28 protein-coding genes are annotated in these 24,608 nt (G+C 65.8%); 19 read left to right on the forward strand and 9 right to left on the reverse strand.

Annotated features, from left to right (window positions below; all coding sequences use genetic code 11):
- Nucleotide 1: 1 nt before the first annotated feature.
- The 3 genes from QNI11_RS04305 to QNI11_RS04315 all read left to right on the forward strand — a co-directional run bounded on the left by QNI11_RS04305 (nt 2) and on the right by QNI11_RS04315 (nt 3,941).
- A complete protein-coding gene (locus QNI11_RS04305) occupies nt 2-1,186 on the forward strand; it encodes an ABC transporter permease (RefSeq protein ID WP_283982467.1) in 1,185 nt (394 codons plus the stop codon).
- A 159-nt stretch (nt 1,187-1,345) separates the two neighbouring features.
- Nucleotides 1,346-2,596, forward strand: a complete 1,251-nt coding sequence (locus QNI11_RS04310) for a PAS domain-containing protein (protein WP_283982468.1) — start codon at nt 1,346-1,348, stop codon at nt 2,594-2,596.
- 85 nt (nt 2,597-2,681) lie between these two features.
- Entirely contained in the window at nt 2,682-3,941 is a 1,260-nt protein-coding gene (locus tag QNI11_RS04315) for a PAS domain-containing protein (RefSeq protein WP_283982469.1), read from the forward strand.
- A gap of 85 nt (nt 3,942-4,026) precedes the next feature.
- Here the strand turns inward: QNI11_RS04315 and QNI11_RS04320 are convergent, their stop codons facing one another.
- Nucleotides 4,027-4,899: a branched-chain amino acid aminotransferase gene (locus tag QNI11_RS04320; protein ID WP_100927689.1), complete on the reverse strand. Its 873-nt coding sequence runs from the start codon at nt 4,897-4,899 to the stop codon at nt 4,027-4,029.
- Nucleotides 4,900-5,056: 157 nt separating this feature from the next.
- On the opposite strand from QNI11_RS04320, the gene QNI11_RS04325 reads away from it, so the two are divergent.
- The 6 genes from QNI11_RS04325 (at nt 5,057) to dxs (ending at nt 10,405) form a co-directional block, all read left to right on the forward strand.
- On the forward strand, nt 5,057-5,560 hold the full coding sequence (locus tag QNI11_RS04325; protein WP_100927688.1) for a MarR family winged helix-turn-helix transcriptional regulator: 504 nt from the start codon (nt 5,057-5,059) through the stop codon (nt 5,558-5,560).
- The gene (locus QNI11_RS04330; protein ID WP_100927687.1) at nt 5,557-6,258 is read left to right on the forward strand and encodes a response regulator; all 702 of its coding nucleotides are present in this window, start codon (nt 5,557-5,559) and stop codon (nt 6,256-6,258) included. The genes QNI11_RS04325 and QNI11_RS04330 overlap by 4 nt, the downstream gene beginning before the upstream one ends.
- A 41-nt stretch (nt 6,259-6,299) precedes the next feature.
- Nucleotides 6,300-7,226, forward strand: coding sequence for a histone deacetylase family protein (locus tag QNI11_RS04335; RefSeq protein WP_283982470.1), 927 nt, complete (start codon nt 6,300-6,302; stop codon nt 7,224-7,226).
- The gene (locus QNI11_RS04340) at nt 7,223-7,465 is read left to right on the forward strand and encodes an exodeoxyribonuclease VII small subunit (protein ID WP_100927685.1); all 243 of its coding nucleotides are present in this window, start codon (nt 7,223-7,225) and stop codon (nt 7,463-7,465) included. Before QNI11_RS04335 ends, QNI11_RS04340 begins: the two co-directional genes overlap by 4 nt.
- Nucleotides 7,465-8,373 carry a polyprenyl synthetase family protein gene (locus QNI11_RS04345; RefSeq protein ID WP_283982471.1) on the forward strand — a complete coding sequence of 303 codons (909 nt, stop codon included), beginning with the start codon at nt 7,465-7,467 and terminating at the stop codon, nt 8,371-8,373. Before QNI11_RS04340 ends, QNI11_RS04345 begins: the two co-directional genes overlap by 1 nt.
- A gap of 82 nt (nt 8,374-8,455) precedes the next feature.
- Nucleotides 8,456-10,405, forward strand: a complete 1,950-nt coding sequence (dxs, locus tag QNI11_RS04350) for a 1-deoxy-D-xylulose-5-phosphate synthase (protein WP_283982472.1) — start codon at nt 8,456-8,458, stop codon at nt 10,403-10,405.
- A 79-nt stretch (nt 10,406-10,484) separates the two neighbouring features.
- Here dxs and QNI11_RS04355 read toward each other — a convergent pair whose 3' ends face one another.
- Nucleotides 10,485-11,087: an exopolysaccharide biosynthesis protein gene (locus QNI11_RS04355; protein WP_283982473.1), complete on the reverse strand. Its 603-nt coding sequence runs from the start codon at nt 11,085-11,087 to the stop codon at nt 10,485-10,487.
- Entirely contained in the window at nt 11,084-11,959 is an 876-nt protein-coding gene (locus QNI11_RS04360; RefSeq protein ID WP_283982474.1) for an SDR family oxidoreductase, read from the reverse strand. Before QNI11_RS04360 ends, QNI11_RS04355 begins: the two co-directional genes overlap by 4 nt.
- A gap of 109 nt (nt 11,960-12,068) precedes the next feature.
- Here QNI11_RS04360 and paaA point away from each other — a divergent pair, with 109 nt between their 5' ends.
- The 8 genes from paaA to QNI11_RS04400 all read left to right on the forward strand — a co-directional run bounded on the left by paaA (nt 12,069) and on the right by QNI11_RS04400 (nt 17,055).
- Nucleotides 12,069-13,052, forward strand: coding sequence for a 1,2-phenylacetyl-CoA epoxidase subunit PaaA (paaA, locus tag QNI11_RS04365; protein WP_100927680.1), 984 nt, complete (start codon nt 12,069-12,071; stop codon nt 13,050-13,052).
- A 93-nt stretch (nt 13,053-13,145) separates the two neighbouring features.
- Entirely contained in the window at nt 13,146-13,430 is a 285-nt protein-coding gene (gene paaB / locus QNI11_RS04370) for a 1,2-phenylacetyl-CoA epoxidase subunit PaaB (RefSeq protein WP_283982475.1), read from the forward strand.
- Complete coding sequence (paaC, locus tag QNI11_RS04375) at nt 13,430-14,176, forward strand: 1,2-phenylacetyl-CoA epoxidase subunit PaaC (RefSeq protein ID WP_283982476.1); 747 nt, start codon at nt 13,430-13,432, stop codon at nt 14,174-14,176. Before paaB ends, paaC begins: the two co-directional genes overlap by 1 nt.
- Complete coding sequence (paaD, locus tag QNI11_RS04380; protein WP_198521817.1) at nt 14,173-14,667, forward strand: 1,2-phenylacetyl-CoA epoxidase subunit PaaD; 495 nt, start codon at nt 14,173-14,175, stop codon at nt 14,665-14,667. Before paaC ends, paaD begins: the two co-directional genes overlap by 4 nt.
- Before the next feature lie 7 nt (nt 14,668-14,674).
- On the forward strand, nt 14,675-15,721 hold the full coding sequence (locus tag QNI11_RS04385) for a 2Fe-2S iron-sulfur cluster-binding protein (RefSeq protein WP_283982477.1): 1,047 nt from the start codon (nt 14,675-14,677) through the stop codon (nt 15,719-15,721).
- Between the two features lie 144 nt (nt 15,722-15,865).
- Nucleotides 15,866-16,336 (forward strand): transglycosylase SLT domain-containing protein, encoded by a 471-nt coding sequence (locus QNI11_RS04390; RefSeq protein ID WP_283982478.1) that lies wholly within the window; start codon nt 15,866-15,868, stop codon nt 16,334-16,336.
- Between the two features lie 98 nt (nt 16,337-16,434).
- Nucleotides 16,435-16,848, forward strand: a complete 414-nt coding sequence (locus tag QNI11_RS04395; RefSeq protein WP_283982479.1) for a class I SAM-dependent methyltransferase — start codon at nt 16,435-16,437, stop codon at nt 16,846-16,848.
- Between the two features lie 9 nt (nt 16,849-16,857).
- Nucleotides 16,858-17,055: a hypothetical protein gene (locus QNI11_RS04400; protein WP_283982480.1), complete on the forward strand. Its 198-nt coding sequence runs from the start codon at nt 16,858-16,860 to the stop codon at nt 17,053-17,055.
- Between the two features lie 46 nt (nt 17,056-17,101).
- Here the strand turns inward: QNI11_RS04400 and QNI11_RS04405 are convergent, their stop codons facing one another.
- The 3 genes from QNI11_RS04405 to QNI11_RS04415 are packed head-to-tail and all read right to left on the reverse strand — an operon-like array spanning nt 17,102 to nt 19,349.
- Nucleotides 17,102-17,857 (reverse strand): class II aldolase and adducin N-terminal domain-containing protein, encoded by a 756-nt coding sequence (locus tag QNI11_RS04405; protein WP_100927673.1) that lies wholly within the window; start codon nt 17,855-17,857, stop codon nt 17,102-17,104.
- A gap of 49 nt (nt 17,858-17,906) precedes the next feature.
- Entirely contained in the window at nt 17,907-18,878 is a 972-nt protein-coding gene (locus QNI11_RS04410) for a DNA topoisomerase IB (RefSeq protein ID WP_283982481.1), read from the reverse strand.
- 36 nt (nt 18,879-18,914) lie between these two features.
- Entirely contained in the window at nt 18,915-19,349 is a 435-nt protein-coding gene (locus tag QNI11_RS04415; protein ID WP_283982482.1) for a glyoxalase/bleomycin resistance/extradiol dioxygenase family protein, read from the reverse strand.
- Between the two features lie 83 nt (nt 19,350-19,432).
- On the opposite strand from QNI11_RS04415, the gene QNI11_RS04420 reads away from it, so the two are divergent.
- Both QNI11_RS04420 and QNI11_RS04425 read left to right on the forward strand, forming a co-directional pair.
- On the forward strand, nt 19,433-20,917 hold the full coding sequence (locus QNI11_RS04420; RefSeq protein WP_100927671.1) for an AMP nucleosidase: 1,485 nt from the start codon (nt 19,433-19,435) through the stop codon (nt 20,915-20,917).
- 191 nt (nt 20,918-21,108) lie between these two features.
- Entirely contained in the window at nt 21,109-21,396 is a 288-nt protein-coding gene (locus QNI11_RS04425; RefSeq protein ID WP_100927670.1) for an HU family DNA-binding protein, read from the forward strand.
- A gap of 131 nt (nt 21,397-21,527) precedes the next feature.
- On the opposite strand, the gene QNI11_RS04430 is transcribed toward QNI11_RS04425, so the two are convergent.
- From QNI11_RS04430 to QNI11_RS04440, 3 genes are all read right to left on the reverse strand, one after another.
- Nucleotides 21,528-22,118, reverse strand: coding sequence for an ImmA/IrrE family metallo-endopeptidase (locus QNI11_RS04430; protein WP_283982483.1), 591 nt, complete (start codon nt 22,116-22,118; stop codon nt 21,528-21,530).
- 125 nt (nt 22,119-22,243) lie between these two features.
- A complete protein-coding gene (locus tag QNI11_RS04435) occupies nt 22,244-22,936 on the reverse strand; it encodes a GNAT family N-acetyltransferase (RefSeq protein ID WP_283982484.1) in 693 nt (230 codons plus the stop codon).
- On the reverse strand, nt 22,933-24,324 hold the full coding sequence (locus QNI11_RS04440; RefSeq protein ID WP_283983480.1) for an aspartate aminotransferase family protein: 1,392 nt from the start codon (nt 24,322-24,324) through the stop codon (nt 22,933-22,935). Before QNI11_RS04440 ends, QNI11_RS04435 begins: the two co-directional genes overlap by 4 nt.
- Nucleotides 24,325-24,608: the final 284 nt, after the last annotated feature.

The following is a 24,608-nucleotide window of genomic DNA, read 5'->3' on the forward strand; positions in this document are numbered from 1 at the left end:
CATGGCTGTTGAAACGCAACCGATCAAGAAACCCGCCAGCTTCATCGCACCGGTGATGGGCGCCTTCGGGGCCTTTGCCGGGGTGTTCGTCGGCGCCGCCAACGGGTCCGTCCTGACCGGCATCATCGTGGGCTTCGTGGTGCTCGCCGCCATCGCCTACGTCGCGATGGAAGTGCTGGACCCGAAGATGGAAAACTCCGTGAAGTGGGGCCTCGTTGTCCTGCTCGCGGTGGCCGGATACCTGCTGGGCGGCCTGCCGGGCGCCGTGGTCGGGGCCATTTTCGGCTACATCTTCGGCGTCCTGATCTACTGGATCGGCATGGGCCGCTACAGGGTGCCGCTGCCGCCCTACCTGACCTCGGGCCAGGTTCTGTGGCACTACAGTTTCCGCACGCTGTGCGGGGCGATCTTCGTGTTCCTGATCACGCCGATCCTCGTGGTGATGCCGCTCTCCTTCAACGCGGAGAACTTCTTTACCTTCACGCCCGAGATGCTGCGGTTCGACCCGGCAGGTTACTCGCTGAAGCACTACCGTGACTTCTTTACCTCGTCGGAGTGGCAGCAGGCGCTGCGCAACTCGCTGATCATCGCCCCCTTCGCGACGTTCCTTTCGGTCAGCTTCGGCACGCTGGCGGCCATCGGCCTCTCGTCCGAGCACGTGCCGTTCCGTCGCGCAATCATGGCGATCCTGATCTCTCCGATGATCGTGCCGCTCATCATCTCGGCGGCGGGCATGTATTTCTTCTACTCGCGGATCGGCCTGCAGGGCACGCTGTTCGGGGTGGTCCTGGCACACGCGGCGCTTGGCATTCCGTTTGTCATCATCACAGTGACCGCGACGCTCGTGGGCTTCGACCGGTCGCTGACGCGGGCGGCGGCGAACATGGGGGCGAACCCGGTGACGACGTTCTTCCGGGTGCAGATGCCGCTCATCCTGCCGGGCGTGATCTCGGGCGGCCTGTTCGCCTTCATCACCTCCTTCGACGAGGTGGTTGTCGTGCTCTTTGTCGGTTCGGCCAAGCAGCAGACCCTGCCATGGCAGATGTTCACCGGCCTGAGGGAACAGATTTCGCCGACGATCCTTGCGGTGGCGACGATCCTCGTGGCGATCTCGATCCTGCTGCTGACCACGGTGGAGATCCTGCGCCGCCGGTCGGAGCGCATGCGCGGCATGAGTCCGGGCTGATCGTTCGAATTGTCGGGGTCTGAATAGCCACTATCAGGGTTAACCCGTCAATTTTACGAAGAGAAACCACGGCAGGCGCAGAGATGTGCCTGCCGTTTTCACCTTCTGACAAGATATCTTGCGGATGCTGACCGGCGAACCCGAACCAAGGATCCGGTCATGAGCCAGCACGACAGACAACTTGCCCCGCAGACCCGGCCCCTGTCCGGCGGCGAAGTGCCGTTCGATCCCGGCGAGCTGTTCTATTCCCGCACCGACGACCGCGGTATCATTGCCGAGGGCAACCAGGTCTTTCGCCGGATTTCCGGGTTCGGCTGGTCCGAGCTGAAGGGCGCGCCGCACAAGCTGGTCCGCCATCCCGACATGCCGAAGGGCGTCTTTTACCTGTTCTGGGACCGCCTGAAGTCCGGCAAGAAGATGGTCGCCTACGTCAAGAACCGCACGAAGGACGGGCGGCACTACTGGGTCACCGCGCTGACGTGGAAGATCCCCGAGGGCTACATGTCCGTTCGGCTGAAGCCCACAACCGACCTCAGGGCGGAGGTGGAGGCGATCTACAAGGACCTTCTCAACGCGGAACAGAACGACGGCGTGACCCCGGAGCAAAGCGCGGAACGCCTGCTGGCAAAGATCGCCGAGATGGGTTTCGTCGACTACGACGCCTTCATGGCGCACGCCCTGCGCACGGAGATGGAGAACACCTCGAAGCTGGTGCACATGCCGTTGACCCCGATGCAGCAGCGCTTCTTCGCGATGTTCGACACGATCAGCGAACTCGGGGCGGAGGTCGAGGGGCTGGTCGAGGTCATTCGCGCCATCCGCACGGTGCCGATGAACATGCGCATCCTCGCGTCGCGTCTGGAAAGTTCGGGCGGCCCGATCAGCGCGATCTCGGTCAACTACAGCCAGATGCTCGAGGAAATGTCGACCTGGATAAAGCAGTTCGCCGAAGGGCCGGACTGCACCTTTGCCCGCATCAAGTCCGCGATCCAACAGGGGCAGTTCCTCGTCTGCGCGTCTTCGATGCAGTCGTCCATGTCGGTCTATTTCGACAAGGATCTGGCCGGGGCAAAGGACATCACGGCCCTCTCCCAGGACAAGGAAACGCTCGAGCGTGAGGCGCACCGCTTTCAGACCGAGGCGCAGGAGTCCCTGAAACTGATCGAATCCGAAGTGCGCCGCCTCAGCCGCAGCGTGCTGGACATGAAGCGCTACGTGACCGGTCTCAGCTCCACCCGGATGATGTGCAAGATCGAAAGCGCCTCGCTGGGGGATTCGGACACCGCCCTGAATGGCATCGTCGAACAGCTCGACGAACGGCAGGACGAGATCGAGCGCCGCCTCGCCAGGGTCGTTGAACTGAACTCCAATATCCAGGGCCACAGCGCGATGCTGAGAAGCATGTCCTGAACCGCCTGGGGCAGGGCGAGCATTCATCAATTCTCAAGGGATCTGGCAGAAAGTGCGAGCCGGGTCGTTTTCAGAGGCCGGACGAATGACAGAGCATACAACGCGTTTTACCTCCGACAGCAGTTACGCAGGGTCGGAGGCACAGTTCCATCTTTCGGAACTGTTCTACTCACGCACCGATCCGCGCGGTGTGATCCAGGCCGGCAACACCGTGTTCCAGCGTGTGGCGGGATACGACTGGGACGAACTGGTCGGCGCGCCGCACAAGATCGTCCGCCATCCGGACATGCCCAAAGGTGTCTTCCAACTGGTCTGGGATCGCCTTGGACAGGGCAAGCCCACCGGATGCTACGTCAAGAACAGGTGCAAGAACGGACGGTTCTACTGGGTGTTCGCACTCATCGCACCGATCGAGGGGGGGTATGTCTCCACCCGGCTGAAGCCGACCTCGCCCCTGCGGGAAAAGGTGGAACTGATCTACAAGAGCCTTCTGGCCCGGGAACGCGAGGAGGGGCTGAAGCCTTCCGCCAGCGCCGATGCCATGCTGGAGGCGCTGAAAAAGGCTGGCTATTCAAGCTATGATGCTTTCCAGAGTCACGCCATGGCGGTGGAGGCGGAAACCCGCGCCCAGCATCTCGGTCGCCAGCTCGATCCGCTCCAGCGGCGTTTTCTGGACATGTCGCGCGCCATCACGCAGGTGCACGTCGAGACCACCGAGATGACCGAAGCGTTCAAGGCGATCCGGACCGTGCCGATGAACATGCGGATCATCGCTTCGCGTCTGGAAAGCGCGGGCGGCCCGATCAGCGCGATCTCGGTCAACTACAGCCAGATGCTTGAGGAAATGTCGACCTGGGTGGACACCTTCGTCGACGGCGATGCCTGTGTCTTCGCCCGCATCCGCGACGCGATCTTCAAGGGCCAGTTCCTGGGTTTCGCCACGCAGATCGAACGCGAGATGATTGGCATCTTCGAGGAAGAGCGCGAAAAGTTCGGCGCGATCTATCCAAGCAACGTGTCGACGGAAACGGAAGCGGCCCGTTGCGAAGAGGTGCGCAACAGTTTCCTCGAAGCCACCGCCGGATCGCTCGGAGACGTTGAAACGGAGGCAAAGCGCTTCGCCCGCAGCGTGCTGGACATGAAGCGTTACGTGACGGGGCTCAGCTCCACGCGGATGATGTGCAAGATCGAAAGCGCGGCGCTGAACAATTCCGGAACGGCCCTGTCCGGTATCGTCGAACAACTGGATGCCTGTCAGGACGAGATCGAACGCAGGCTGGCCCGTGTCGTGGAACTCAATTCCGTAATCCAGGGCAACACAGCCATGTTGAGGTCCCTGATCTGAGCCGGGGATTCTCGCGCATCATCGAGTGACGTCGGGGCCCGCAGGAAGATGCCGTAGGGCGGAGTTGTACTCCGCCCCCGATCAATCAGCTCCGGACCAGCTTCTCATAGTCCGACGAGATCTCGCGCGTCATGGCACCGACTTCGAAGTTGTAATCGCCGATCTGGCCCACCGGGGTCACCTCGGCGGCGGTGCCGGTCAGCCAGCACTGCTCGAAGCCTTCCATCTCTTCCGGCATGATGTGCCGTTCGTGGACCTTGATCTGCTTCTCTTCCAGCATGCCGATCACCGTCTGGCGGGTCAGGCCGTTGAGGAAGCAGTCGGGCTTCGGCGTGTGCACCTCGCCATCCTTGACGAAGAAGATGTTGGCGCCGGTCGCTTCGGCCACGTAGCCGCGGTAGTCCATGAACAGCGCGTCGGAGCACCCCTTGGCTTCGGCCGCATGCTTGGATGTGGTGCAGATCATGTAGAGGCCGGCGGCCTTGGCGTGCACCGGAATGGTCTCGGGCGAGGGGCGCTTCCACTTGGAGATGTCGAGCTTCGCGCCCTTCATCTTCGCATCGCCATAGTAGTTGCCCCAGCCCCAGGCAGCGATGGCCAGCCGCACTGGATTGCGGGCCGAGGACACACCCATGTCCGGACCGGCGCCGCGCCAGGCCACCGCGCGCACGTAGGCGTCGGTGAAACCGTTGGCCTCCAGCACCTGGGCCTTGGCGGCTTCGATCTCGTCGACGGAGAACGGGATCTCGAAGTCGAGGCAGGAGGCCGAGAAATGCAGGCGCTCCGAATGCTTGCGCGACAGGAAGATCTTGCCGCCGTAGGCGCGTTCGCCTTCGAACACGGAGGAGGCATAGTGCAGCCCGTGAGTCAGGACATGGACCTGCGCGGAGCGCCAATCCACAAGCTTGCCGTCCAGCCAGATCTTGCCGTCGCGGTCGTCATAGGCACTCTCGGCCATCGCGTCTCTCCTCTGCGTTGCGGCGCTTTTCCGATTGTTGCGCGGAATTGACTGAAGTCGGATATAAAGTTGCGCCAAACTGGCGACTCGCTACCAATTCGACCTTGGAATGTCAACAAGGCTGACTTAAAATGCCCTGCAAAACAGGAGGCATCCGATGTCAGACGGGCGGACAGCGCAGGGCGAGACGCTGCTGTATCTCACCGACGAGCAGCTGCGGCAGGGCGCGGAAGCGATGTTCTTCGCCTACCGCGGGTTCACTGCGGACCCGGACCGTATCCTGACGGGGCTGAGTTACGGGCGCGCCCATCACCGGGCGCTGCACTTCATCCACGGCGCCCCGGGCACGACGGTCAACAACCTCCTGAATATCCTCGGCGTGACCAAGCAATCCCTGAATCGCGTGCTGCGCACGCTGATCGAGGACGGCCTTGTGGAGAGCCGCGTGGGCCGCATCGACAAGCGTGAACGGCACCTTTACCTCACCGAAGAGGGCGGGCGTCTGGAACGCGAACTCTCGGACGTGCAGCGTGCGCGGATGCGGGCGGCCTTCCGCGACGCCGGGCCGGAGGCGGTCGCCGGGTTTCGCCGGGTGCTCGAAGCGATGATGGACCCGGAGATGCGGCTCCAGTATCAAAAGCTCAGGGAGGGTCGCGGATGAGTGAGAACGACGCCCATCTGCTGATCGTGGATGACGATGAGCGGATCCGGGGGCTGCTGCAGAAGTTCCTTGTGCGGAACGGGTTTCTGGTGAGTGCCGCGCGCGACGCGGCCCATGCCCGGCGGCTGTTGATGGGTCTGGATTTCGACATGATCGTGCTGGACGTGATGATGCCGGGCGAGGACGGAGTCAGCCTGACCCGCGGGATTCGCGAAACGTCGACCGTGCCGATCCTGCTGCTGACCGCCCGGTCCGAAACGGAGGATCGCATCGCCGGGCTGGAGGCCGGGGCGGACGACTACCTTGCCAAGCCGTTCGAGCCGAAGGAACTGCTGCTCCGGATCAACGCGATCCTGCGGCGCATGCCGGAGCCCGCCTCGCAGGAAGCGGCGCCAAAGCTCATGACGCTGGGCGCCGTCCGCTACGACATCGAGCGTGGCGAGATGTGGCGCGGCGATGAGATGGTCCGCCTGACCGCGACCGAGGCACAGTTGATGCGGATCTTCTCGGCCAAGCCGGGCGAGGCGCTGAGCCGTTCGCGGCTGGTGGAGGAACTGGGCCGCGACAAGGGGCAGGCGCAAGAGCGCGCGGTGGACGTGCAGATTACCCGGCTGCGGCGCAAGCTGGAAAGCGATCCGAAGCAGCCGCGCTACCTGCAGACGGTGCGCGGGGCCGGATACATGCTTGCACCTGACTGACGCGCGGCTACGGTTTCCATGAAAATTCGAGGGAGGGCGTCATGACGACCGCACTGATCACCCATGCCGATTGCCTTGAGCATGTGACGCCGGACGGGCATCCCGAACGCGTCGCCCGGCTGGAACATGTCCTGCACGCGTTGCAGACGCTCGACCTGCACCGCGTCACCGCGCGCGAGGCCACGGATGAGGAAATCCGCCTTGTGCACCCGCAACGCTACATCGACCGGATCGTCGCGGCGGAGCCCGCCAAGGGCGTGACGCAGCTCGACGCGGACACATGGATGTCGCCGGGGTCGGTCCGGGCGGCGCGGCTTGCCGCAGGTGCGGGTATCCAGGCCGTCGACATGGTGATGGGGGGCGAGGTGCAGAACGCCTTCTGCGCAACCCGTCCGCCGGGCCACCATGCGGAGACGGAGACCCCGATGGGGTTCTGCCTGTTCGGCACCGCGGCGCTGGCCGCCAAGCATGCGCTGGACGTTCACGGGCTGGAACGCGTGGCGGTTGTCGATTTTGACGTGCACCACGGCAACGGCACGCAGGACCTCTTGTGGAACGAGGCGCGCAGCCTGTTCATCACTTCCCAGCAGATGCCGCTCTGGCCCGGTACGGGTCGCCCGGAGGAACGCGGCGCGCATGACAACGTCATGAACCTGCCGCTGCCGCCCGACAGCGGCGGTGCAGAGATGCGAGCCCGGTACGAAAAGGAGGCCTTCCCCCGGCTGCGCGACTTTGCGCCGGAGTTGCTGATCATCTCTGCCGGCTTCGACGCGCATCAGGACGACCCGCTCGCCAACCTGAATTGGACAGTGGACGATTTCCGCTGGGTGACGCGCGCATTGTGCGACATTGCGCGGGAGACGGCCGGCGGGCGCGTGGTCTCGACTTTGGAAGGCGGGTATGATCTTGCAGGCCTGAGCGCGTCGGCAAAGGCGCATGTCGAAGTCCTGATGGAGGCGGGTGCATGAGCGAGCAACCTGTGAACGAGATGAGCTTTGAGCAGGCCATGGCCGAGCTGGAGCGTGTCGTGGGCGCGCTCGAGCGCGGCGACGTGGCGCTGGAAGACTCGATCAAGCTGTACGAGCGCGGCGCCGAGCTGCGCAAGCGCTGCGACCAGAAGCTCAAGGAAGCCGAGGAAAAGGTTGCCGCGATCACGCTGGACGGCGACGGCAACCCCGTGGGGACGAAGCCGGTCGAGGGGCTCTGATGACGGACGGCTCCGGACAGGAGCGGACGGCGGACATTGCGCCGCTCGGGTTCGAGGCGGCGCTTGCCCGTGCCGCCGAGCTGGCGAATGGCCAGATTTCCTATGCCTTGTCGGGCGTGCCGGGGCCGGTGGCGGCTGCTATGCGCTATGCGGTCGAGGGCGGCAAGGCGCTGCGGGCCTTCATGGTCATCGAAGGCGCGCGGGTGTTCGGCATCGACCGGCAGCACGCGGCACCCGCCGCAGGCGCCATCGAGGCGCTGCATGCCTACAGCCTTGTGCACGACGATCTGCCCTGCATGGACGACGACGACATGCGGAGGGGCAAACCCACCGTGCACCGCAAGTGGGACGAGACCACCGCCGTGCTGGCCGGGGACGCCCTGCAGGCACTGGCCTTCCAGCTGGTGACGCACACGGCGTGTCCGGCGGACCGCCGCCTGGAGCTGGTTGCCGGGCTGGCGGTGGCGGCAGGGCTGCGCGGCATGGTCGGAGGACAGGCGCGCGACATCGCCGCCGAAAGCGCCGCGAAACCCCTGACGCTGGAGGAGATCACCGCCTTGCAGGCCGGCAAGACCGGTGCGCTGATCTCTTGGTCCTGCGGCGCGGGCGCGGTCATGGCGGGCGAAAGCACGGGCCCGCTGCGGCGGTATGGCAACTGCCTCGGGCTCGCATTCCAGATCTGGGACGACGTGCTGGACGTGGAAGGCGATGCCGCCACGGTCGGCAAGGCCGTGGGCAAGGATGCGGACCGCGGCAAGGCGACCTTTGTCAGTCTCCTCGGGATGGAAGGGGCGAAGGCGCGGGCTCAGGAACTCGTGCACGAAGCCTGCACATCCCTTGACGTATACGGTGACGCGGCTGACGCCTTGCGGGACGCCGCCCGCTTCGTTATCTCGCGGCGGAACTGACGCACGCCGTCCATTGGCCCGGGCCTTGACGCCCGGATGCTCTAGATGGACGTTGAGCAAAGAGAGGACCCCAGTCCGCACCATGTCCGATACCACGTCCGATACCCGTCCGAACCGCCCCGAGACCCCCTTGCTGGATCGGGTGCACACCCCTGCCGACCTCAAGCAGTTTTCCGACGCCGAACTGAAGCGTCTGGCGCATGAACTGCGGGAAGAGACCATCTCTACCGTGTCCGAAACCGGCGGCCATCTCGGCGCCGGTCTGGGCGTCATCGAGCTGACCGTGGCACTGCATTCGGTATTCGACGCACCGCGGGACAAGATCATCTGGGACGTGTCGCACCAGTGTTATCCGCACAAGATCCTGACCGGGCGGCGCGACCGCATCCGGACGCTGCGGCAGAAGGACGGGCTGTCGGGGTTCACCAAGCGCGCCGAGTCGCCCTACGATCCGTTTGGCGCGGCGCATTCCTCGACCTCGATTTCCGCCGCGCTGGGGTTTGCCGTCGCGCGCGATCTGGGCGGCGCCTGTGACACCGGGCACGGCGACGCCATTGCCGTGATCGGCGACGGAGCCATGAGCGCTGGCATGGCCTTCGAGGCGCTGAACAACGCGGGCCACCTGAAGAAACGCCTGATCGTCATCCTGAACGACAACGAGATGAGCATTGCGCCGCCGACCGGTGCGTTGTCCTCCTACCTGACACGACTGTATGCCGAAGCGCCGTTCCACGACCTGAAGGCCGCTGCGAAAGGGGCAGTCTCGCTCCTGCCGGAGCCGTTCCGAGAGGGCGCCAAGCGCGCCAAGGAGATGCTGAAAGGCATGGCCGTGGGCGGGACGCTGTTCGAGGAACTGGGCTTCTCCTACCTCGGGCCGATCGACGGGCATGACCTGGACCAGCTTCTGCCGGTTCTGCGCACGGTGAAGGCACGGGCGACGGGGCCGATCCTGATCCATGCGCTGACCCGCAAGGGCAAGGGCTACAGCCACGCAGAGCACGCCGCCGACAAGGGCCATGCCCGGGCGAAGTTCGACGTGGTCACGGGCGAGCAGAAGAAAGCGCCCTCCAACGCCCCGTCCTACACCAAGGTCTTTGCCGAGGCGCTGATGGAAGAGGCCGCCGACGACAGCCGTATCTGCGCGGTCACCGCAGCGATGCCGGACGGCACCGGGCTGGACCTCTTTGCAGAGCGCTACCCGTCGAGGTGCTTCGACGTGGGCATCGCTGAACAGCACGGCGTGACGTTCAGCGCGGGGCTTGCCGCCGGGGGCATGCGGCCGTTCTGCGCCATGTATTCGACCTTCCTGCAGCGCGGGTATGACCAGGTGGTGCACGACGTGGCCATCCAGCGGCTGCCGGTGCGCTTCGCCATCGACCGGGCCGGTCTGGTGGGGGCGGACGGGGCGACCCATGCCGGGTCCTATGACGTCGCCTACCTGTCGAACCTGCCGGGCTTTGTGGTCATGGCTGCTGCCGACGAGGCCGAGCTGAAGCACATGGTCGCCACTGCCGCCGCGCATGATACGGGCCCCATCGCCTTCCGCTATCCGCGGGGCGAGGGCGAGGGCGTGGAGATGCCGGTGCGCGGCGTGCCGCTGGAGATCGGCGTGGGCCGCGTGATGCGCGAAGGCACGCGGGTGGCCATCCTGTCCTTCGGGACGCGCCTTGGCGAAAGCATCAAGGCGGCAGAGGCGCTGGAGGCGCGCGGCGTGTCGGTCACCGTTGCGGACGCGCGCTTTGCCAAGCCGCTGGACCGCGACCTGGTGCTGCGGCTCGCCCGGGAGCACGAGGCGCTGATCACGGTGGAAGAAGGGGCGGTCGGCGGCTTCGGGTCGCACGTGGCGCAGCTTCTGGCCGAAGAGGGCGTCTTCGACCGCGGCCTGAAGTATCGCAGCATGGTGCTGCCCGACATCTTCATCGACCAGGCCAGCCCGCGCGACATGTACGCCGTGGCAAAGCTGAACGCCGAGGACATCGAGGCGAAGGTGCTGTCTGCGCTGGGGGTCGAACGTCTGGACAAGCGGGCCTGAGGGGAGGGCGGCGCACAGCCCCGCCCTACATCCCGTTGCGCCGGGTGTCAGAGCCAAGGCGCATGGCCGGGGGTGTCGCCTAGACGATCCCGGCCCAGACCGACAGCAGGATCACGTAGAGCAGGGCGGACTGGACGTAGCCCGCCAGCGTGTATGCGCCGTCGCGGACCATCAGCCCGTACATGATCATCGCCACCGCACCGGCGCTGAAGCTGGTGAAGAACGGCAGCAGTTCGAGCGGCGGCCAACTGAGCGCCATGACCGAACATGTCAGGTAGGCGATGAACCGCGCCGGACCGCTGACGAGGATGCGCAGCCGGTTGTGGCTGTGGCGGTCCATCCAGCCTGCCGGTTTGCGCAGCCAGTCGATCCCTTTCTGCAGTCGCGCGGCCGACACGGCGCGCCGGCGCAGGAAGCCCGGCAGCCACAGGTGCTTGCGTCCGAACATGGCCTGCAGCGTGATCAGCAGAACGATCAGCCCGCCGATGGTGGGCGTGCCGGGAATGCCCGAGATCGGCGAGACGAGGATGATCGCAGGCACGAGGATCACGGCCGAGAACGACCGCCCGCCGATCTTGTCCAGCACGTTCTCGACGGAGACGCGCTTCTGCCCTTCGTCGGGGCTGATCGCGTCGAGGAGGGCGTTGAGGTTTTCCGGCGCGGGACGTTCCTGAGGCGTCATTTTCCGTGGCCGCCGTGTTGCGTCTCGGCGGCAAGCACGGCCCGCAGGCCCGACTTGTAGTCGGGATAGCGCAGGGTCACGCCCAGTTCTTCCCTGATGCGGTGGTTCGAGACGCGCTTGTTGTCGGCGTAGAAGCTGCGCGCCATCGGCGACATGTCGGCCTCCTCGAAGGGCACTTCGGGCGGCGGCGGCACGTCCAGGAGTTCGGCGGCATAGGCGATGACGTCCTGCGGCGGAGCCGGGTCGTCGTCGCACACATTGTAGGCCGCACCGGGGTTGGGCCGCGCTATGGAGGCGCGCAGCACCTGCGCGATGTCTTCGCCGTGGATGCGGGAGAACACCTGGTCGTCCTTGATGATGCGGCGGGCGGTGCCGTTGCGCACCTTCTCGAAGGGACCGCGGCCCGGGCCGTAGATGCCCGCCAGACGGAAGCTGTGGACCGGCAGGCCCGGGATGGCGCGCCATGCGGCCTCGGCTTCGATCCGCGCGCGGGCGCGGCGCGACTGCCCGTTGAGGGGCGAGCTCTCGTCGACCCAGTCGCCGTCGGCATTGCCGTAGACGCCGGTGGTGGAAAGGTAGCCGACCCATTCCAGGCGAGTTGCCGCCTCGGCCAGTTCGGGACCGATGAGTTGCAGCGCCGGGTCGCCGTCGGCATCCGGGGCGGCGCTCATCAGCACATGGGTGGCCTCTCCCAGGGCGCGGGAGAGGGCTCCGTGCTCCCACAGGATGGCCTCCACCCCCGTCGCTCTCAGCGAATCGAGCTTGTCGGCGGAGCGGGTGGTTCCGATCACGCGCCAGCCTTCGGCCAGGAGGTCCGTTGCAAGGAAGCGGGCCGAGAAGCCGTGGCCGAGGGAAAGCAGGGTCTTTGTCATGTGGCATAGGTGGCGTCGGCAGCGGAATTTGGCAAGTATTACAAAAATCCCTTTTCTGAACCAGCTTTGTAACATATATAGGAGGCACGGGTTTTGGAGGAGGCTTGTCATGTATTCGCAGGGACTGATCGGCGCGGACGGACGCACGGCGGAAACGCCGGAGGTGCTGGAGCGTTTCCAGGCGCGCATCGACGCCGAGGAAAAGATCGAACCGAACGACCCGATGCCCGAAGGCTATCGCCGCACTCTGGTGCGCCAGATCGGCCAGCACGCGCATTCCGAGATCGTCGGCATGCTGCCCGAGGGGAACTGGATCACGCGCGCGCCCTCGCTGAAGCGCAAGGCGGCGCTGCTGGCGAAGGTGCAGGACGAGGGCGGCCACGGTCTCTACCTCTATTCCGCCGCCGAGACGCTGGGCGTCACGCGGGAGCAGATGACGGAGGAACTGCTGTCCGGCAAGGCGAAGTATTCCTCCATCTTCAACTACCCGACGCTGACCTGGGCCGATATCGGCATCATCGGCTGGCTGGTCGACGGTGCGGCGATCATGAACCAGATCCCGCTGTGCCGCTGTTCCTACGGGCCATACGCACGGGCGATGATCCGGGTGTGCAAGGAAGAATCCTTCCACCAGCGGCAGGGCTACGAAATCGTCATGACGCTGGCACGCGGCACGGCGGAGCAGAAGGCGATGGTGCAGGACGCGCTGAACCGCTGGTGGTGGCCCTCGATCATGATGTTCGGCCCGCATGACGCGGACAGCCAGCATTCCGACCAGTCGATGGCCTGGAAGATCAAGCGCTTCACCAACGACGAGCTGCGCCAGAAATTCATCGACGCCACGGTGCCGCAGGGCGAGTACCTCGGCCTGACCTTCCCCGACCCGGACCTGAAATGGAACGAGGAAAAGGGCGGCTACGATCACGGACCGATCGACTGGGACGAGTTCTGGCGCGTTGTGAAGGGGCACGGGCCGATGGCGCGCGACCGGGTCGCGGCACGCAGGCAGGCGTGGGACGACGGCGCCTGGGTGCGCGAGGCGGCCCTGGCGCATGCGGAGAAGCGCCGGTCGCGGAAGATGGCGGCGGAGTAAAGGTGTCGCCCCGGCTGCGCCGGGGCGACCCGCCGGGGGGCTCAGCCCCCCGGACCCCCGAAGGTATTTTCACCAAGATGAAGGAGACGGGGCATGTCCGGAGAGACACCGCTTTGGGAAGTGTTCATTCGTCCGCGGAACGGGCTGAGCCACAAGCACGTGGGCTCGCTGCATGCCGCCGACGAGGTGATGGCGGTGCAGGCCGCGCGTGACGTCTATACGCGGCGCGGCGAGGGCACGTCGATCTGGGTGGTGCGCTCTGCCGATATCGTGGCGAGCGATCCGTCGCAGGCGGGTGAGAATTTCGAGCCCACCGCCGAGAAGGTCTATCGCCACCCGACGTTCTACGAGATCCCCGACGAAGTGGGGCACATGTGATGGCGGGAACGCAGAGCCTGTTCGACGCAGTGCTGGAGCTGGCGGACGATCACCTTGTCCTGGGGCATCGGCTGTCGGAGTGGTGCGGCCATGCGCCTATGCTGGAAGAGGACCTTGCCATGCCGAACATGGCGCTGGACCTGATCGGCACGGCCCGGACGCTCTACGATCATGCGGGCAAGCTGGAAGGGCGCGGACGCGACGAGAATGCGCTGGCCTACCTGCGCGGCGAACGGGAATATCGCAACCTTCTGCTGTGCGAGCGTCCAAACGGCGACTTCGCACACACGATGCTGCGGCAGCTCTACTTCGCCGCCTTCATGGAGCCGTACTGGCGCGCGGCGGTGGACTCCTCCGACGCGGTGATTGCCGGGGTCGCGGGCAAGGCGGTCAAGGAGATGGCCTATCACATCCGCCATGCGGGCGAATGGGTGATCCGGCTGGGCGACGGGACCGAGGAAAGCGCGCGTCGCATGGCCGATGCGGTGTCGGCGCTGCACATCTACACCGGCGAACTTTTCGAGCAGGGCGCGGCCGAGTGGCAGGCAGCTTTGCCGTCCCGCGCCGCCGTGCGTCCTTCCTGGGAGGCGGTGATCGGCGAGGTGTTCTCGCAAGCGGGTCTGAGCGCGCCTGAGGTCAGCTATCCGCAGACCGGCGGGCGGCGCGGCGTGCATGGCGAGGCGCTTGGCCACATGCTGGCGGAGATGCAGTCCGTGCATCGGGCGCATCCCGGGGCGGTCTGGTGACGGCAGAGGCCACCGATACACTGGCGGACCGGGCCTGGGAGGCCGCCGCGGCGGTGCCCGATCCGGAAGTGCCCTGCGTGACGGTGGCCGATCTGGGCATCCTGCGGTGGGTGCGGATGGAGGAAGAAGTCGCCGTGGCCGGGGTCACGCCGACCTATTCCGGGTGCCCCGCCGTGCTGGCCATTGAACTGGCGATCGAGGCGGCGCTGCGGTCCGCCGGGTTCGAGGCGCGGATCGAGCGGCTGATGGCCCCGGCGTGGACGACCGACTGGATCACGCCCGAGGGTCGCGAGAAGCTGCGCGCCTACGGCATCGCGCCGCCGGTTTCGGGGCAGGGGAAGGGCGCGCTCTTTGCCGCGCCCGAGGTGGCCTGCCCGCGCTGCGGTGCCGCCGACACGGAGCGGCTGTCCGAGTTCGGTTCGACCGCGTGCAAGGCGCATTACCGGTGCCGCGCCTGCGGCGAGCCCTTCGACTACTTCAAATGCATCTGAGGTTTCCATGTTCCACGATCTGACCGTCAGCAACGTCCGTCCGGAAGGCGACTCCGCCGTGGCGTTGACCTTCGACATTCCCGGCGCCGCGGCAGAGACCTTCCGGTTCGTCCCGGGGCAGTACCTGACCCTGCGGGCCGACGTGGAGGGCGCCGATCTGCGCAGGTCGTATTCGATTGCCGAGGGCGCGGCGGGCCGGCTTTGTGTCGGTGTGCGCGAAGTCCCGGGCGGGGTGTTTTCGACCTTCGCGCAGAGCGTGAAGGCCGGGGACGTGCTGCGGGTGATGGCGCCGGAGGGCCGCTTCGTCTGGCGCGGGGAGAAGCGGGTGGTGCTGATCGCCGCCGGATCCGGGATCACGCCGATGCTGTCGATTGCCTCGGCGGTGCTGGAGGCCGGGGGTGAGGTGGCGCTGATCTACGGCAACCGTTCGACCGGGACGATCATGTTCCGGGGGGCGCTGGAGGACCTCAAGGACCGCTACGTTGAGCGTTTCACCCTGATGCACGTCCTCAGTCGCGAACCGCAGGACGTGGCGCTGCTGAATGGCCGTGTGACCGGCGAGATGGTCGTCGCGCTGGCGCGTGCGGGCGCTGTCGACCTCGCCGGGGCGGAGGGGGTGTTCCTCTGCGGACCGGGGGCGATGATCGAGGACGTCAGCACCGCGCTCGACGGGATCGTCGACCGGGACAAGATCCATTTCGAACGATTCTACACCGAAGGCGAAGCGCCCCGTCCGGCCCGCAGCGCCGAGGCAGAGGCCGCGGCGGCGCAGGGCGTTGCCGTTGAGGTCGTGCTGGACGGCGTGCGGCGCGGGTTCAGTGTTGGCAGCGAAGACGACAACGTGGTGGATGCGGCGGCGCGGGCGGGTCTCGAACTGCCGTTTTCCTGCAAGGGCGGCATGTGCTGTACCTGCCGCTGCAAGGTGGTCGAGGGAAGTGCCGAGATGGCGGTCAACTACTCGCTGGAGCCGTGGGAAACAGAGGCCGGTTTCACGCTCGCCTGTCAGGCGCGGCCGACGTCGGACCGGTTGGTTCTGGACTTCGACGCGGCCTGATCCGGGGAAGGGGCGGCGAACCCGCGCGTGCCGCGCGGAACCCCCACCCTACACCCCGTGGGCGAGCCTTTGCCGATCCCGGCACGAGGGACTCGCCTGACACGGGCCACGCGGCGTATGAAATCTCCGTTCACGGAGAGACTCATGCTGCCACGCCTTACGTTGATCCTCATTCTGGCCCTGACCGCGGCCTGCTCCGCCCCCAAACCGGAGCCCGTCGTCAAACCCGCCGATGCGCTGCCGCTGTTCCCCAACGAGACGCCCGAGCTGCGCGACGCCATCAACAAGTGGTCCGACCATTACGGTCTGCCGCGCCCGCTGGTGCATCGCCTCGCGATCCGCGAGAGCACGCACAATCCCAAGGCCCGCAACGGCCCCTACTGGGGGCTCTTCCAGATCCTGCCCGCCACGGCGCGCACGATGGGGTTCCGCGGCTCGGACTCCGATCTTCTGGATGCGGAGACGAACCTCCAGTACGCGCTGAAGTACCTGAAGGGCGCCTACATGGTCGCCGACGGCGACTGGGACGACTCGATCATGTGGTACGCCAAGGGCTACTACTACGAGGCCAAGCGCAAAGGCCTGCTGGTCGAAACCGGGTTGCGGTCGAACTGATCCGGCAAGGCGCCTACCGAGGCGTGCTGTCGGGTGCGGTTTCGCCCCGGCATGCCCCGCAATTGCCGAACGGGCTGGTTCCCGTCTAGACTGTTGCCATGGCACAGGCTCTGGAAGCGGCCTACGGGCTGGATACCCCCGACGACAACATCGCGCTCTACCGTGACTGGGCGCGGACCTACGACGCCGCGTTTGCCGAAGAGATGGACTACGTCCTGCCGATGCACGTCGCCGAGGCCTATCGCGACGGCGGCGGAACAGGCCCGGTGATCGACCTGGGTGCCGGCACGGGTCTGTGTGGCGCGGCGCTGCGGACGCTGGGGATCAGCCCCGTCACCGCAACCGATCTGTCCGAAGAGATGCTGCAGGTGGCCGAGGGGAAGGGCATCTACGACCGGCTCTTCACCGGCAACCTGCTGGATCGCCTGCCGGTCGAGGACGGTGCCTTTGCCGGTGCGGTGAGTTCCGGCACCTTCACCCATGGCCACGTCGGGCCGGAGGCGCTGCCCTAGGTCTTGCGCGTGATCCGCCCGGGAGGGATCGCGGTGATTTCCGTCAATGCTGCGCATTGGGCCGACAAGGGATATGACGCGGCGATTGCGGCGCTTGAAGGGGTGGAGGCCACGTGGAAAGAGGTGTCGATCTACGGGGCCGCGTCCAAGGGAGCGCATGCAAAGGATCTCAGCCGCATCCTGACCCTGAAGCGCTCCGTGGGGTAGGGCGGGGCTCTGCGCCGCCGCCCTTCCGTTTTGCAGGGTGCCGCGGTCAGGCCGCGTAGTCGGACCCTTCGTCGTCGAGGATCGCTTTCAGCTCGGCCAGGTGCCGGATGTCCTGTTCCGGGTAGGTCTCGATCTCGTGGGCCGTCTTCTCGGCGACCTCGTCCGAAAGGAAATCGAGTTCCATGCCGGTCTGAAGCGCCGTGATGTAGGTCTGCGCAGCGCGCTCGAAGTAGTAAAGCCGGTTCCAGGTCTCGGCCACGGTGTCGCCGATCACCATCACGCCGTGGTTGCCCATCACCAGCGTCTTCACCTTCGGGTCCTGCAAGAGCTGAGCGCAACGTTCGCCCTCCTCTTCGAAGGCCAGCCCGCCATAGGCATCGTCGATGGCGACACGGTTGAAGAACATCGCGCAGTTCTGATCGAGCGGCGGCAGGCGTTTGTCCTTCAGGCAGGCCAGAACCGTCGCATGGACCGAATGCACGTGCATGGCGCAGCGCGCATGCGGGCAGTGGCGGTGCAGTGCGCCGTGCAGGCCCCAGGCGGTCGGATCGGGCGCGCCGGGGCGGTCCAGGGTTGCAGGATCGTTTGCGTCCACCAGCAGCAGATCGGACGCGCGCACGCGCGAGAAATGCATCTGGTTGGGGTTCATCAGGAATTTCGACCCGTCGTCGTTGACCGCCAGCGAGAAATGGTTGGCAACGGCTTCGTGCATGTTCAGGCGGACGGTCCACCTGAAGGCAGCGGCCAGATCGACACGCTCCTGCCAGTAATCGAGGTTCGGTCGGGTTTGTGGTGCGTTCATCGGGGCCTCCTTTTTGTTGGCGCTATTGCACGCACACGGGCCTCCGATGTCAATCCGACAGCAGGTGCAAAAGGCGGCATTCGCTGCGGCGCAGGCCCCGCACATCCGGCGCCGCCGACAGGTCGCGCGGGTCTTCGGCGAGGGCGATCACTCTGGGGTGAATGTAGGACGAGCGGGCGATGGCCGGAGTGTTGTGCAGACGGTCTGCCGCCGCCTCGGCCATCTTCTTGATCGTGGGCTTGTCCGCCTGCTCGGCAGCCTCCAGCGCGGCGACAGTGCCGTTCCAGGTGCGGAAGGTCTTGGCGGTCAGGCCCTCGGTGCCGGTGACCTCCTCGAGCCAGGCGTTGACCTCGCCTGAGCTGACCGCGTGCCGCGCGCCGTCGTCGTCGATCCACTTGATGAGTTCGGGACCGGGCAGGTCGCCCATGCGCGTCAGGATGCGGTTCAGCGTCCGGTCCTGCAGGGACTTGTCCACCCGCTTGCCCCCCTTCGCGGCAAAACGGAACCGCAGCCCGTCGCCGTCGAGCGCCACATGCCGCCGCTTCAGCGTCGTGGCGCCATAGGTCCGGTTTTCGCGGGCATAGTCCGCCGTGCCGATCCTGAGGGAGGCGCGGTCCAGCAAGGCCAGAATGGCGGCGAGGGCAAAGGCATGATCGCCGACCTCGCCCTGCCACAGCGTTCGCCTGATGCGCCGCCTCAGGCCGGGCAGTATCTCTCCGAAGGTACGCAGATGGTCGTACTTCTGGGCATCGCGCCACGTCCGCCAGTCGGGGTGGTAGCGGTATTGCTTGCGGCTGCGGGCGTCGCGGCCCGTCGCTTGCAGGTGCCCGTCCGGCAGCGGGCAGATCCACACGTCCTCATAGGCGGGCGGTACCGCCAGCGCCTTGATCCGGGCGCGTTCCGTGGTGTCGTCGATCCGCGTGCCGTCCGGTGCGAGATAGGAAAAGCCGCGTCCGCACCGCAGCCGGCGTATGCCGGGGCGGGAGTCGGGGTAGTAGGTGAGGGACAATGTCGCGAGCATGTCCCGAAAACCCGCGAAGGGCCGCTCCGGTTCCCGTCAGACCAGCGGCCGCGACGGCACCCAAGCGTAGCCGTCCGGGCAAAGCAGATACGCCTCGCGGAGGCCGTGCGGCTTGTCGGTCGGCGGTTGCAGCACGTGGAAGCCATGCGCTTTTGCGCGGGCTGTGGCTTCGTCCGGGTCCGTCTCGAACAGCCGCAGTTCCAGACCGGCCCCGCGCGGCGGCTGCTCGGGCAGGAGCGACTGCAGCGGATTGGCATGGTAGGTGCCGTCGGAATGCAGCTGGAACACTTGCGGACCGTACAGCAAGATGGCGAAGTCGTCGCTGATCCGGTGCGCCGTCATGCCGAACACGGCGTACAGCCGGGCCGCCTGGTTCCGCACGTCGCGCACCAGCAGGTTGACGCCGAACCCGCGCAACGCCCGGCCGAAGTCCTCCGGCTTGACGGTCTCCAGGTCCAATCCCTCGATCATGTCAGTCCTCCTGACCCTTTCGGCAGGTTGCACCCGCTGGAACAAGCTGTCAACGTTCCGGGCAAGACAGCAAGGAACACGCGATGCAAGACACCATGGAGCCGTTCGACGTGATGACCCCGGACCTGCCGGAGCCGGAACTTTTCGACGATGCGCGCGCCGCGGTGGACCGGCTTTGCGAGCTTTACGAGGCGTCGGCAGGCTTCCTGCGGGACCGTTTCCTTCAGGCGATGGTCGAGGGGCACCCGGGCAGGCGGCTGCGCGCCTATTATCCTGAGGTCCGTTTCACCACGGCCAGCTTCGCCAAGGTCGACAGCCGGCTTTCGTTCGGTCACGTGGCGACGCCGGGCACCTTCGCGACGACTGTGACCCGGCCCTACATGTTCCGCCACTACCTCCGGCAGCAGATCGGGCTGCTGCTGGCGAACCACGGGGTGAAGGTGCAGGTCGGTGCGTCGGACGTGCCGATGCCGGTGCATTTCGCGGTCGCCAACTATCCGGACGTGACCGTTCCGCAGGAAGGCGCCGCCGATTTCGTCCTGCGCGATGTCTTCGACGTGCCGGACCTGACGACGACCAACGATGACATCGTGAACGGGGTGGCGGTGACGCTGCCGGGAGAGGCGGCGCCGCTGGCGCCCTTCACGGCGCAGCGCGTCGACTATTCGCTGGCCCGGCTGGCCCATTACACGGCGACCGACCCGGCGCATTTCCAGAACCATGTGCTGTTCACCAACTACCAGTTCTACGTGTCGGAGTTCGAGGCCTACGCCCGTGCGATGCTGGCCGACGAGGCGTCGGGCTACACCAGCTTTGTGAGCACCGACAACGTCGAGATATCGGACCCCGACGCGCAGATCCCCGTGCCGCTGCGGATGCCGCAGATGCCGACCTATCACCTCAAGCGCCCGGATGGCTCCGGCATCACGCTGGTCAACATCGGTGTCGGCCCGTCGAACGCCAAGACCGCCACCGACCACATCGCGGTGCTGCGCCCCCATGCCTGGCTGATGGTCGGGCATTGTGCGGGGCTGCGGAACTCGCAGTCGCTGGGGGACTTCGTACTGGCGCATGGCTACCTGCGCGAGGACAAGGTGTTGGACGACGACCTGCCGGTCTGGGTGCCGATCCCGGCGCTGGCCGAAATCCAGGTCGCGCTGGAAGATGCCGTCGCGGCCGAGACGCAGCTTTCGGGCTATGACCTGAAGCGCATCATGCGGACTGGAACTGTGGCAACGGTCGACAACCGCAACTGGGAACTGCGGGAGCACACCGGCCCGGTCCAGCGCCTGTCCCAGTCGCGCGCGGTGGCCCTGGACATGGAATCCGCGACGATTGCCGCCAACGGCTTCCGCTTCCGGGTGCCTTACGGCACGCTGCTGTGCGTGTCCGACAAGCCGCTGCATGGTGAGCTGAAACTGCCGGGCATGGCCTCCGACTTCTACAAGACGCAGGTGGCACGGCACCTGAGAATCGGTATACGGGCCATGGAATCACTGCGCGATATGCCTCTGGAACGCATCCACAGCCGCAAATTGCGCAGCTTTGAAGAGACTGCATTCCTCTGAAACGGCGGGAACCGGCAGTTGACCCGGCGGAAATAGGCACAAAATGCACAATATTGGCTGGGGCTGAGCCACGAATTATTGTGTTTCCCGGCCATATCCGGTTTTAATGCCGCGCAGAGGCCCAAGGGATTTTGGGCAGTGAAGGAGCGCTCATGCAGACAGGCGGTGGCGCACTAAAAGGAGACCATGAAATGGCGAAGCCGATGACGAAGACCCAGCTTGTGGCTGCACTGGCAGAGAAGATGGACGCGGACAAGAAGACCGCGAACGCTGCTCTGGACAGCCTCGTGGAAATCATCACCTCTGAAGTGGCTGGCGGCGGTGCCGTGACCCTTCCCGGCGTGGGCAAGATCTATTGCCGCGAGCGTCCGGAGCGCATGGTTCGGAACCCCGCGACCGGCGAGCAATTCAAGAAAGAAGCCGACAAGCAGGTCAAGATGACCATTGCGAAGGCTCTGAAAGACAGCGTCAACGCCTGATCGCTTTTGCGGATCGGACAACCGCCCGGCGGAGCCGATCAAGGTGACAGCGTTTCGCGGGGCAGACAATTGCCGCGCAGATTCCAAGAGGGTCGTCCCATCGGGCGGCCCTTCGTCGTTTTCGGTGGCGGTCAATAGCCGCCGATGGCCGGGCGCTCCTTCCATTCGTATTTGTCGCCTCCGCTTTCCGGCGGCGTGAGGTCCAGCATGGACGCGCGTTCGTAAACCACCTGCGTCGGCACGTTGAGCACGTCGGCCACTGCCTGTGCGCGCCCTTCGTACCAGAGATTGCGGAACGCCTCGTCCGGCATCAGGAGGATGTAGGCGAAGCGGCGCGCCTCCAGTTGGGCGGCGGGGTCCTTTGGCCGGTGCAGCGCCTGTATCCCGCAGCCGGGGTGCTTTTCCCGGGTGACCGGCACATGCAGGATCCAGTGGCCGATCCCTATGGCGGCAGCCACGCGGTCGTTCTTCGGTCGCCCGTTCTTCGGCAGCCAAATCACCGCCCGCTTGTGCAGGGGGACGTCCAGCATCATCTCGTGCGGCGGGCTGGAGTATTCGATGTCCACGTTCAGCGCCCGGCACAGCCCGTCGAGCGGCCCTTCCTTCAGGCCGACGCCCGGGTGGTTCGCCAGAAGGTCGGTGATCGTCGCCTCCATCTCTTCCTGGGAGACGTTGGTGGCGAGGGGTTCCACATAGGGATAATCTGGGTAACGGGCAGGCATGCGGACGCTCCATGTTTGTGGATGCGCACAGTCATGCCATGGAACAGGTTGACCATTCCTCAACCCCCGGCGCATTCCGCCGGAAAATATCCGCAATACACGGCAAAGCCCGGCGGTCCGGCCGGTCAGACCTCGGACAGGCGGACCTTCTGGCGTCCCTCGCCATCGAAGTTCTCCGCAGATAGCCAGCGGTCGAAACGCGCGGCGAGCGCCGGCCATTCGGTATCGATGATGGAGAACCACGCCGTGTCGCGGTTGCGGCCCTTGTAGATCGTGGCCTGCCGGAATGTGCCCTCGTAGGTGAAACCCAGCCGTTCCGCGGCACGCATGGACGGGGCGTTCAGCGCGTCGCATTTCCATTCGTAGCGACGGTATCCCAGCGTATCGAAGGCGTGACGCATGAGGAGGACCATCGCTTCCGTTGCCAATGCCGTGCGCTGCAGGCGTGGGGCGAAGTGGATGAAGCCAACCTCGACCGAGCCCACCGCGGGGTCAATCCTGAGGAGGGAGCAGAAGCCCGATGCTGCCCCATCCGCATCCTCGACCGTGTAGAACTGCGGATCGGCAGAGCCCTGCGCGGTGCGGCACCAGCGGGCGGCGGCCTCCTCCGTGTCCCAGGGTTCGATCGGCAGGTAGGTCCATCCGGTGCCCGCCGCGTCTGCCGCAAAGGCGGCGAAGAGCCCGGGCGCGTGTTCCTCGCGCAGGGGCACCAAGCGCCCGAACCGCCCGTCCAGCGCCACATGCGGCGGACGGGGGCGCGGGAACCTCGCCGCCACGGGCGCGCCTATCGGCTGCCCGTGGTCGTTCGTCCGGGTCATGCGAAGATGCGACCCAGTGCACCGTCCACGGCAGAGACGATCTCGTCGATGTCGTCCTTCGTCGCGATCAGCGCGGGCGAGAAACACAGCGTGTTGTTGCGCCCCGGGACGGACCGGTTGGTCGCGCCGATGATGACGCCCTGCGCCATGCAGTCCGCCACGACGGCCTGCACCTGCGTCTCCGGCACGACCTCCTTGGACTGGCGGTCGGTCACCAGTTCGGCGCCGAGGAACAAACCCTTGCCGCGCACGTCGCCGATGACCTTGTGCCGGTCGGCCAGCGCGCTGAGCTGGTCCAGCATGTAGTCACCCATCGCCGTGGTGTTCCCGAGCAGGTCCTCTTCCTCGATGATCGCCATGTTCTCGATCGCGGCCGCCGGACCCGCCGTGCAGCCCCCGAAGGTGGAGATATCGCGGAAGTAGTTCATCGGATCGGTGGCATCGTCCTTGAACATCTCGAAGACGCGCTCTGTCGTGACCATGCAGGCGATGGCGGCATAGCCGGAGGCCACGCCTTTCGCCATGGTGACGAAGTCAGGCTCGATCCCGTAGTGCTGGTAGCCGAACCAGGTACCGGTCCGACCCACGCCGCAGACCACCTCGTCGATGTGCAGCAGCACCTCGTACTTGCGGCAGATCTCCTGCACTTTCTGCCAGTAGCCTTCCGGCGGGGCGATCACACCGCCGCCCGCGGTCACCGGCTCGAGGCACAGACCGCCCACGGTGTCCGGACCCTCGGCGAGGATGACCTTCTCGATCTGCTCGGCGGCCCAGACGCCGTAGTTCTCGACCGGTGCGCCGTCCTGCTCGTGCTTGCGATACTCAAGGCAGTGCGGAACGCGGACGAAGCCTGGGGTGAATGGGCCGTACTGCGCGTTGCGTTCGTCCTGACCGCCCGCCGAGAGGCAGCCGATGGTGGTGCCGTGGTAGTCGCGGTCGCGGTACAGGATCTTGTGCTTCTTGCCGCCGTACCGCTTGTGCGCGATCTGGCGGATCATCTTGAAGGCCTTCTCGTTCGCTTCCGAACCTGAGTTCGTGTAGTAGACGCGGGTCATGCCCGGCATCTTCTCGATCAGCTTCTCGGCGAAGAGCGCGCCGGGCACCGACCCGGAGGCGCCGGCAAAGTAGTTCAGGCGCATGAGCTGGTCATAGACGGCCTTGGCGATCCGCTCGCGGCCGTAGCCGACGTTGACCGTCCAGACACCGCCGGAGACCGCATCGAGGTGCTCCTTGCCCGCCTGGTTCCAGACGCGCATGCCCTTGCCCTCGATGATGATGTTGGGGTCCTTCGTCTCGAAGGCCTTGTGCTGAACGAGGTGGTGCCAGACGTGGGCCTTGTCTGCATCCACCACGTGGGAGAGATCGTTCTGGGAGTAGGTGCCGTCCATCATTGCGAGAGACTCCTTTAAAGGCGGGATTTGGTCCAGTTGGCCGGATTTTTGAGCGGCTTATAGGGCCAGTTGGTTCGCTCATATAGTGCCAGATTGTCGCTTACCGGTCGCGTGTCGATACGATTTCTCATGAATCTCAGTCGGTTGCCAGATTTTATCGGTGCCATTGACGGTGTGAAACACCTGCCGGTTGCAGCGGCTGTCCGAAAAATCGTTGATCGGATGCCTGTTTGCTGGTCGGATCGGACGCGGCGTCCGAAGCGAGGCGCCCGCGGGTCCGA

It is taken from the genome of Sagittula sp. MA-2, assembly GCF_030126985.1.
Classification (GTDB): Bacteria; Pseudomonadota; Alphaproteobacteria; order Rhodobacterales; family Rhodobacteraceae; genus Sagittula.

Excerpts from the sequence above, each read along its gene's own strand:
- QNI11_RS04360 (WP_283982474.1), bottom strand. The coding sequence starts at position 11,959 with ATGACAAAGACCCTGCTTTCCCTCGGCCACGGCTTCTCGGCCCGCTTC.
- QNI11_RS04390 (WP_283982478.1), top strand. The coding sequence starts at position 15,866 with ATGCTGCCACGCCTTACGTTGATCCTCATTCTGGCCCTGACCGCGGCC.
- QNI11_RS04405 (WP_100927673.1), bottom strand. The coding sequence starts at position 17,857 with ATGAACGCACCACAAACCCGACCGAACCTCGATTACTGGCAGGAGCGT.
- QNI11_RS04325 (WP_100927688.1), top strand. The coding sequence starts at position 5,057 with ATGTCAGACGGGCGGACAGCGCAGGGCGAGACGCTGCTGTATCTCACC.
- QNI11_RS04315 (WP_283982469.1), top strand. The coding sequence starts at position 2,682 with ATGACAGAGCATACAACGCGTTTTACCTCCGACAGCAGTTACGCAGGG.
- QNI11_RS04310 (WP_283982468.1), top strand. The coding sequence starts at position 1,346 with ATGAGCCAGCACGACAGACAACTTGCCCCGCAGACCCGGCCCCTGTCC.
- QNI11_RS04435 (WP_283982484.1), bottom strand. The coding sequence starts at position 22,936 with ATGACCCGGACGAACGACCACGGGCAGCCGATAGGCGCGCCCGTGGCG.
- paaC (WP_283982476.1), top strand. The coding sequence starts at position 13,430 with ATGGCGGGAACGCAGAGCCTGTTCGACGCAGTGCTGGAGCTGGCGGAC.
- QNI11_RS04385 (WP_283982477.1), top strand. The coding sequence starts at position 14,675 with ATGTTCCACGATCTGACCGTCAGCAACGTCCGTCCGGAAGGCGACTCC.
- QNI11_RS04395 (WP_283982479.1), top strand. The coding sequence starts at position 16,435 with ATGGCACAGGCTCTGGAAGCGGCCTACGGGCTGGATACCCCCGACGAC.
- QNI11_RS04425 (WP_100927670.1), top strand. The coding sequence starts at position 21,109 with ATGGCGAAGCCGATGACGAAGACCCAGCTTGTGGCTGCACTGGCAGAG.
- QNI11_RS04355 (WP_283982473.1), bottom strand. The coding sequence starts at position 11,087 with ATGACGCCTCAGGAACGTCCCGCGCCGGAAAACCTCAACGCCCTCCTC.
- QNI11_RS04305 (WP_283982467.1), top strand. The coding sequence starts at position 2 with ATGGCTGTTGAAACGCAACCGATCAAGAAACCCGCCAGCTTCATCGCA.
- QNI11_RS04415 (WP_283982482.1), bottom strand. The coding sequence starts at position 19,349 with ATGATCGAGGGATTGGACCTGGAGACCGTCAAGCCGGAGGACTTCGGC.
- QNI11_RS04420 (WP_100927671.1), top strand. The coding sequence starts at position 19,433 with ATGCAAGACACCATGGAGCCGTTCGACGTGATGACCCCGGACCTGCCG.
- QNI11_RS04330 (WP_100927687.1), top strand. The coding sequence starts at position 5,557 with ATGAGTGAGAACGACGCCCATCTGCTGATCGTGGATGACGATGAGCGG.
- QNI11_RS04320 (WP_100927689.1), bottom strand. The coding sequence starts at position 4,899 with ATGGCCGAGAGTGCCTATGACGACCGCGACGGCAAGATCTGGCTGGAC.
- QNI11_RS04430 (WP_283982483.1), bottom strand. The coding sequence starts at position 22,118 with ATGCCTGCCCGTTACCCAGATTATCCCTATGTGGAACCCCTCGCCACC.
- dxs (WP_283982472.1), top strand. The coding sequence starts at position 8,456 with ATGTCCGATACCACGTCCGATACCCGTCCGAACCGCCCCGAGACCCCC.
- QNI11_RS04340 (WP_100927685.1), top strand. The coding sequence starts at position 7,223 with ATGAGCGAGCAACCTGTGAACGAGATGAGCTTTGAGCAGGCCATGGCC.
- QNI11_RS04335 (WP_283982470.1), top strand. The coding sequence starts at position 6,300 with ATGACGACCGCACTGATCACCCATGCCGATTGCCTTGAGCATGTGACG.
- QNI11_RS04345 (WP_283982471.1), top strand. The coding sequence starts at position 7,465 with ATGACGGACGGCTCCGGACAGGAGCGGACGGCGGACATTGCGCCGCTC.
- QNI11_RS04410 (WP_283982481.1), bottom strand. The coding sequence starts at position 18,878 with ATGCTCGCGACATTGTCCCTCACCTACTACCCCGACTCCCGCCCCGGC.
- QNI11_RS04440 (WP_283983480.1), bottom strand. The coding sequence starts at position 24,324 with ATGGACGGCACCTACTCCCAGAACGATCTCTCCCACGTGGTGGATGCA.
- paaA (WP_100927680.1), top strand. The coding sequence starts at position 12,069 with ATGTATTCGCAGGGACTGATCGGCGCGGACGGACGCACGGCGGAAACG.
- paaB (WP_283982475.1), top strand. The coding sequence starts at position 13,146 with ATGTCCGGAGAGACACCGCTTTGGGAAGTGTTCATTCGTCCGCGGAAC.